The 7,067-nt window shown below is 63.5% G+C and carries 6 protein-coding genes; 2 read left to right on the top strand and 4 right to left on the bottom strand.

Features of this window, described 5'->3' with window-relative positions:
- Window positions 1–12: 12 nt before the first annotated feature.
- Window positions 13–429, bottom strand: coding sequence for a MucR family transcriptional regulator (locus tag ACE3S9_RS12005; RefSeq protein ID WP_374546695.1), 417 nt, complete (start codon window positions 427–429; stop codon window positions 13–15).
- 443 nt (window positions 430–872) lie between these two features.
- Here ACE3S9_RS12005 and ACE3S9_RS12000 point away from each other — a divergent pair, with 443 nt between their 5' ends.
- On the top strand, window positions 873–2,963 hold the full coding sequence (locus ACE3S9_RS12000) for a S9 family peptidase (RefSeq protein WP_374546694.1): 2,091 nt from the start codon (window positions 873–875) through the stop codon (window positions 2,961–2,963).
- Window positions 2,964–3,105: 142 nt separating this feature from the next.
- Here the strand turns inward: ACE3S9_RS12000 and ACE3S9_RS11995 are convergent, their stop codons facing one another.
- On the bottom strand, window positions 3,106–4,302 hold the full coding sequence (locus ACE3S9_RS11995; protein ID WP_374546693.1) for a hypothetical protein: 1,197 nt from the start codon (window positions 4,300–4,302) through the stop codon (window positions 3,106–3,108).
- Between the two features lie 253 nt (window positions 4,303–4,555).
- Here ACE3S9_RS11995 and ACE3S9_RS11990 point away from each other — a divergent pair, with 253 nt between their 5' ends.
- A complete protein-coding gene (locus ACE3S9_RS11990) occupies window positions 4,556–5,155 on the top strand; it encodes a superoxide dismutase (RefSeq protein WP_374546692.1) in 600 nt (199 codons plus the stop codon).
- 72 nt (window positions 5,156–5,227) lie between these two features.
- Here ACE3S9_RS11990 and ACE3S9_RS11985 read toward each other — a convergent pair whose 3' ends face one another.
- Window positions 5,228–6,532 carry a DUF563 domain-containing protein gene (locus tag ACE3S9_RS11985; RefSeq protein ID WP_374546691.1) on the bottom strand — a complete coding sequence of 435 codons (1,305 nt, stop codon included), beginning with the start codon at window positions 6,530–6,532 and terminating at the stop codon, window positions 5,228–5,230.
- Complete coding sequence (locus ACE3S9_RS11980; RefSeq protein WP_374546690.1) at window positions 6,529–7,014, bottom strand: GNAT family N-acetyltransferase; 486 nt, start codon at window positions 7,012–7,014, stop codon at window positions 6,529–6,531. The genes ACE3S9_RS11985 and ACE3S9_RS11980 overlap by 4 nt, the downstream gene beginning before the upstream one ends.
- Window positions 7,015–7,067 lie beyond the last annotated feature (53 nt).

The raw sequence follows: 7,067 nt of genomic DNA, 5'->3' as shown, positions 1-7,067 counted from the left end.
GGCGCGACGCGATTATTTGCGAGCGCGACGACGCTGCTGGCCAAGACCCATCTGCTTGGCGAGATGGGAGCGCGCCTTGGCGTAATTGGGCGCGACCATCGGATAATCGGGACCGAGACCCCATTTCTCGCGATAGTCTTCCGGCGACATATTATATTGCGTGCGCAAGTGCCGCTTCAGCGATTTGAACTGTTTTCCATCCTCCAGACAGACGATGTAGTCGTTGGTGATGGACTTCTTGATCGGCACCGCAGGCTTAGGCGCTTCGGTTACCGTGGGCGCGACGCCGCTCGTCACGCGCAGAAGAGCTGCGTGGACGTCGTTGATCAGCCCCGGAAGGTCAGAAGCCGGGACGGAATTATTGCTGACATAGGCGGAAACGATATCCGCAGCCAGCTCAATGTAATTTTGCGAACCCGCGTCGCTCATGGCTTCGAGGCTTTCCTTGGGGCGATTCGATTCATTTCTCAAACCAACGCCGCCGCGACGGATGCCGAGGCGAATACGCTGTCAGGAGCAAGTCATTCACTCCTTAATCTTCTAAATAAGGCACATAGTTTTGGTTTGCAATATCCAAAGAACGATGAGCGCCGCATTTATTCGCATAGTTGATTTTCTTGCCCGCGCCTTAACAGAAAGTCTCCAGAAAGCGCCAAATAAAGGCGCGGTATATGCAGCGCAGCAAGGACAGGAAAAGGCCGAATTCTTCTCCCCGATCGCCCGGTATGTGAAAACCATCTTTTCAATCAAGAGGTTGTATCGACGCGAGACGTTTAACCCCCGCCGCGAACGATCCGTGCTTGGCGAAACGCGCCACGCGGGGAATAGTGGCGCCCGTCTAGAATCCCGCCCTCGCCAGAGACCAGCCGCTCATGCCGCCTTTCGCCCGCGCCCGCTCCCTCGTTCCGCCACGCGCGGCGCGCCGCCCGATTCGCCTCGCCGCCCATGGCGTCGAGCGCGTCGACGATTACGCCTGGATCCGCGCCGAGAACTGGCGCGAGGCGATCCAGGATCCCGCCGCGCTGCCGCAGGACATTCGCGCGTTGCTTGAATCCGAAAACGCTTATGCCGACGCCGTGCTCGCCGATGTCGAACAGCTCGCCGAGACGATCGACGCGGAAATGCAGGGGCGGATTGACGAAACCGACGCCGATCCGCCGGCGCGCGACGGTGATTGGCTTTATTACCGACGCTACCTTGCGGAAGGGCAGCATGAGCTGGTCTGCCGCACGCCGGCCGCAGGCGGCGCCGAACAGATCCTGCTCGACGGCGACCGATTGGCCGAGGGCAAGGATTTCTTCAGCCTCGGCGACGCGGTCCATTCGCCCGATCATCGCCTGCTGGCCTATAGCTGCGACGAACGCGGCAATGAATTGCATCGGATCGTGTGTCGCGATCTCACCACAGGCGCCGACGGCGCCGATCGCGTCGAACAAAGCGACGGGACGATCGTCTGGACCCAGGATTCACGCGGCTTTCTCTATACGCGCATGGACGGGGATTTTCGCTCCGCGCAAGTCTATCTGCACCGGATCGGCGCCGATCCCGCAACCGACCTTTTGATCCTGTCGGAGACCGATCCGGCCTGGTTCGTTCATCTGCGCGGTTCGCGGTCGCGGCGCTTCGCCATCATCAAGATCAGCGATCACGATTGCTCGGAATGCTGGCTGGTCGATCTCACCGATCCGGAACGGCCACCCCGCCTCGTGCTGCCGCGCCGCGAGGGCCTTCGCTACGACATCGAACCGGGGCTCGACCTGCTCTACATGCGCACCAACGCCGACGACGCCTTTGATTTCAAGCTGGTCAGCGCGCCGCTCGATCGCTTCGAACAGGCGGAATGGCGCGAGGAGGTCCCGCATCGTCCCGGCCGCATGATCTTCAATGCGACGGTCTTCGCGGATTGGCTGGTCTGGCTGGAGCGCGAGGACTGCCAGCCGCGCCTGCGGGCGAAAAGCCGCGATGGCGAGGACCAGGACTTACGCTTCGAGGCGCCCTGCCACCACTTGCGGCTGAAGAACAATTTCGATTTCGAACGCCCGATCCTGCGCTTTTCCTATTCCTCGCTGACCGAGCCGGAGGAAATCTACGATTACGATTTCGCCGCGCGGACGCGCGTCTTGCTGAAGCGGCAGAAGGTTCCGAGCGGCCACGACCCCGCCGCCTATGAGTCAAAGCTGGATTTCGCAATCGCGCCGGATGGCGAGCGCGTTCCGATCTCGATGGTCTGGCGCCGCGACCGCAAGCCGGGGCCGGGCCCGGTCCTGCTCTACGGCTATGGCGCCTATGGCTCGGCCTTGCCGGATTCCTTCGACGAAACGCGCTTCAGCCTGATCGACCGCGGCTTCCTCTACGCCATCGCCCATGTGCGCGGCGGAACGGAAAAAGGCTCGCGCTGGTATGAGGCGGGCAAATTGGCGCACAAGCCGAACACATTTTCCGATTTCATCGCGTGCGCCCAGCATCTCTGCGCTGCGGGCCTGACGGCGCCCGGACTGATCGTCGCGGAAGGCGGCAGCGCCGGCGGGATGCTGATGGGCGCGGTCGCCAATCTCGCGCCGGAGCTGTTCGGCGGGATCATCGCCGAAGTGCCCTTCGTCGATGTGGTCAACACGATCTGCGACGCCAGCCTGCCGCTGACGCCGCCGGAATGGCATGAATGGGGCAATCCCATCGAGAGCGCGGACGCCTTCCGGCTGATGCTGTCCTATTCGCCCTATGACAATGTGCGGGCCCAGACCTATCCGCCCATGCTGATCGAAGCCGGGCTGACCGATCCGCGCGTGACTTATTGGGAGCCGGCGAAATGGGCGCAAGCCTTGCGCGCGCGCATGACCGGCGGCGGCCCGATCCTGCTCAAGACCAATATGGGCGCCGGCCATGGCGGCGCGGCGGGCCGCTACGAGGAACTGGAAGAAGCGGCCCTGCGCCAGGCTTTCGCGGTGGCCGCCGTCGGCCCATAGCGTTTCGAGCGAAGCCGACCCGATCCGCGTTAAGAACCGTAGGTCCGCGAAGCGAATACGCGTCAAATCAAAACGCTCGATCATTTCATTGTTTCATGGAAACAATGAAATGATCGAGCGCCGGAGGCGTGAGCCGGCGCGCTCACGATCTTTCGATGAAGCGCTTCAATTCCTCCATCGAGGCGAAGCGATAGACGCCATGCGCGGTTTCGGCGTCGATCGAACCATCCGCATACATGGTATAATGCGTGCCATGCGCCTCATAGCTGCCGATGATGTCGGAACGCGGCGCGGACTCCGAGGCCTTGACGGGCTCCGGCTCCGGTTGGGGCTCGGGTTCGACGGCGGCCACAGGTTCGGGCTCGGGCTCCGGTTCGGGTTCCGGCGCCGGCCGGATCTCCGCCCTGAGCCAGGGCGCGTGTTCGACCGGAACGTCGTAGACGTGGTCGGTCTCGTGCAGGGCCGTAGGCTCCTGCGCCAAGGTCGACGGCTCCCGCGTTTCGCTTTCGCCTGACGGGGCCGGCTCGGCCTCCTCGGCCAGACGCGCCGCTTCGAGGCGGAGGGATTCGGCCAGCTCTTCTTCGATGGAGATCGCCTGAGCCGGCGGGATTTCCGCCGGCGCCTCCTCCGCGAAAACCGAATGCTCGCGCTCGTCGCGCCATTCATCGGCCATAGGCGCGGGCTGGGGCTCGGCTTTATGCTCGGCCTCGAGTTCGGGTTCCGGTTTGGGCTCGGCCTCGTGAAAGGCCTCCTGCGCGATCGCCTTTTCCAGCCAGTCGTCTTCCGCGTCGGGCGTCCTCGCCGGCTCTGGCTCCGGCTCTGGCTCTGGCTTGGGCTCGACCGCGTCGGCGACTTTCGCCGCGCCGAAGGTCGAAACATAGGAGGTCGTGCGCGTCATCCAGAACGGCGGACGCGGCGCCGCGCCCTTGTCCTGTTCCGGCTCGACGGCTTTTGCCGGATGCGCGGCCTGTTCCCAGGGCGCGGCATAGCCCGGACCGGTGAAAGGCGGGCGCTCCTCCTCGACGTTTTCGAACGCGTCCGGCTCGTAGGCCTCTTCCGGCTCTGCCACCGGCTCGGGCTGCGCCAGAACGGTCGGGCGCGACGGCTCAGCGGCCTCAGCCGCCGGCGCGCCAACGCTGCGAGCCTTGGCCAGGAACAGGGCCGATTTCGCCGCCGAGGCGGAAATGGCCTCCAAAGCATTCAGGACGAGCCCGAGGGCGATCAGGATCAGGCCGGAGCAAAAGCCGATCGTGCCCGAAATGACCAGGGTCCAGCCGCGTTCGAGTTGAACATAGCCGTATCCGTTCCAGGCGACGACCAGCCCGACAAGAGCGAGCACAGCGCCAAAGAGAATAACCGTCCGATCTGCTTTCACGCTGGAAAAGACCTTTCTCCGCGAGACAAAGTTCGGGGAACGATAGCCCCTGTATCCCTATTTAAAAGCAAATTGCTTAAATTTGATTCCATCATTTGGGCCCAATCGCCGCTTTTGCATCCTTGCGTCAAGGAGACGTTCTTTCTACCTTGGCGCCGCCCCTCGCGGGCGGCCGCGCCGCCATAGGCCGGCGCGCGACATTCCTCAGGAGAGTTCAATGTCCTTCGTACTAGATCCCCTTCCCTATGCCCATGATGCGCTGGCGCCGCATATGTCCGCGGAAACGCTGGAGTTTCATCACGACAAGCACCACGCGGCCTATGTCAACAACGCCAACAATCTCATCAAGGGCACGGAATGGGAAGGCCTGCCCATCGAGCAGGTCATCACCGGCTCGCATGGCAAGAATCCGGCCGTGTTCAACAATGTCGCCCAGATCTACAACCATGCCGAATTCTGGAAATATTTGAAGCCGGCTGGCGGCGGCAAGGTTCCCGGCAAGGTCGAAAAGGCGCTGGTCGAGACGTTCGGCTCGGTCGACAAGGCGCTCGAAGAACTGGCCAACGCCGGCGTGACGCAGTTCGGCTCGGGCTGGGCCTGGCTGGCGGTCAAGGACGGCAAGGTCGCCGTTTCCAAGACTCCCAATGCCGAAAACCCGCTGATCCACGGCGCGACGCCGATCCTGACCGTCGACGTGTGGGAACACGCCTATTACATCGACTATCGCAACCGCCGTCCCGACTTCATCAAGACCGTGCTGCAGAATCTGGTGAACTGGGAATATGTCGAAGCCCAGCTTGAAAAGGCTGTTGGCTGAGGTCTTCCACGCACCGGGCCGCCCGCAAGCCAAAGGGCCTCTGGGCGGCCCCAAAACCGTTCGCAAAGGGCCTTAGCCCAATTGAACGACCGCCGCGCAGATGGCGGCCACATCCGCCGTATAGGCGAACTGGTCCGGGCGGTCGTGCCGGATCGCGCCGGCCAGCAGCTCTTCCCGGGAAAGCTGCTGGAACTGGACGACATGGTCCAGGCCGAGCATGCCGCATAGATGGGACGACCACGGGTCCGTCTGGCCTTCGCAGATGATCTCCACGATTTTCGCCCGCGGCGAGCAGAACACCACATTGGCCAGGGCCGCGCCGAATTCGGCGACGATCAGCTCGGCGCGCGCGAAAAGCGCGATCTGTTCTTCAATACTTAGCAATTCCGGCTGCACGGCCGTGACGCCGCGGGCCGCAAGCGCGGCGGCCAGTTCCGCGCGATTTCGCAGCGCGCGCCCGTGGCGAACCCCGCGCATGAGATAGAAACGCCGAGGAAGCGCGCCGTGCCGTTCGATCGGCGTGTTCGCGAGAATGGTTGCAAAGGCGTCCCGGCTGCGCGGATGGGCGATATAGGCGCCGAGGCCCGCCAGGCGATTGCTCACCACCGGATGGCGCAACAGGTGCGTCCGGGCGGGCAATTCGCGGATCTGGCCCTCCCGCACGCCCAATCGGGCGCACAGGTCGCGCTGCCAGCTCTTCAGCGGCCAGGACAGCATCGGCGCGCCGATCTGCGCGGCGAGATGGATCAAAGGCGCGGAATCGAGCATGAAATGCCCGAAATTCGGCGATTCCCCCAGGCCGATCAGCAGAGACGGCTCCTCGACACGCGGGGCCGCCTTCACCAGCGATGGGTGGAAGAGCCGTCGCTTCTCGCCGTTAGGCCCATTCGAAACGCTGACGGATTTAACGGTCCGCACCATGTCGGGCTTGAAATGCCCCGAGAAGGAATGCGGCCAGATCTTCCCTTCTGACGAAATCAGCAAGCCCGAGCGGGAAAACCAGAAATGCGGCTCTGGATGCTCCAGCACGAGACTCGGGGCCGTGACGTCGTGGTCGACGTAATGGACGCTTTCTGGCGTACTGGAATTCCGGCTCAGCGGATGGCCGCGCACATGCACGATCGCCTCGCCATAGACGACGCATCGCGTTCGAGGCTCCGGCAAGCGGCCTTCATAGGCGATGACCGGGAGAATCGCGGCGGATTCGATCTCGACGCGATAGCCTTTGACAAATTTCAGCAGGAAATTGCGGACCGGCTCGCGAATCGTGCGGATCGGGCCTCGGATCGCCGCGCTGGTCGCGCGCGAGAGAAAATGACGAAGCCTGGCGCGGTCGCCGCGCGGAGGATGCGCCTCGTTCGATTCGCCCCCGCTCACGCCAGCGTCTTCTTGAGCTGGAAGCGCGTCGAGCCCCAGGGGAAATCCTCCATCCGGGCATATTCGACATAGCCGCGGCGGGAATAGAAGCCCGGCGCCTGATAATCGAATGTGGCGAGGATGGCCCATTTGCAGCCGCGCCGCAGCGCCTCGGCCTCAGCCTCGGCGAGCAGGCGCGAACCAAGCCCATTGCGGCGAAAGCCGTCCTCGACCCAGACCAGATCCATCGCCAGCCAGGCGCCCACGATCACGCCCTGCAGGCCGCCGCGCACGCGCCCTTCCGCGTCGCGCGCCACCACGCAGATATGATTGCGCGGATCGCGCACCGGATCGGGACCGATGCGCGATTCGTTGAAGCTCGCCAATCCGCTGAGCAGGATAATCTGCGTCGGCTCGTCCGGCGGATTCTCCATGACGACGCGAAAGCCGTCCGCCTTCGCGCGCTGCTCCGCCTTCTCAACCTCCGCCCCGGCCTGATTCATTCGGCGGCGGCTTTGGAATAGCCGAGTCGGTCGTTCAATTCGTCGATCAGCTT

Origin of the sequence: Rhodoblastus sp. (assembly GCF_041915505.1) — a bacterium.
In the GTDB taxonomy this organism is placed as follows: domain Bacteria; phylum Pseudomonadota; class Alphaproteobacteria; order Rhizobiales; family Beijerinckiaceae; genus Rhodoblastus.
The sequence above is the reverse complement of the archived record's forward strand: the minus strand, read 5'-3'. Positions and strand labels throughout refer to the sequence as shown.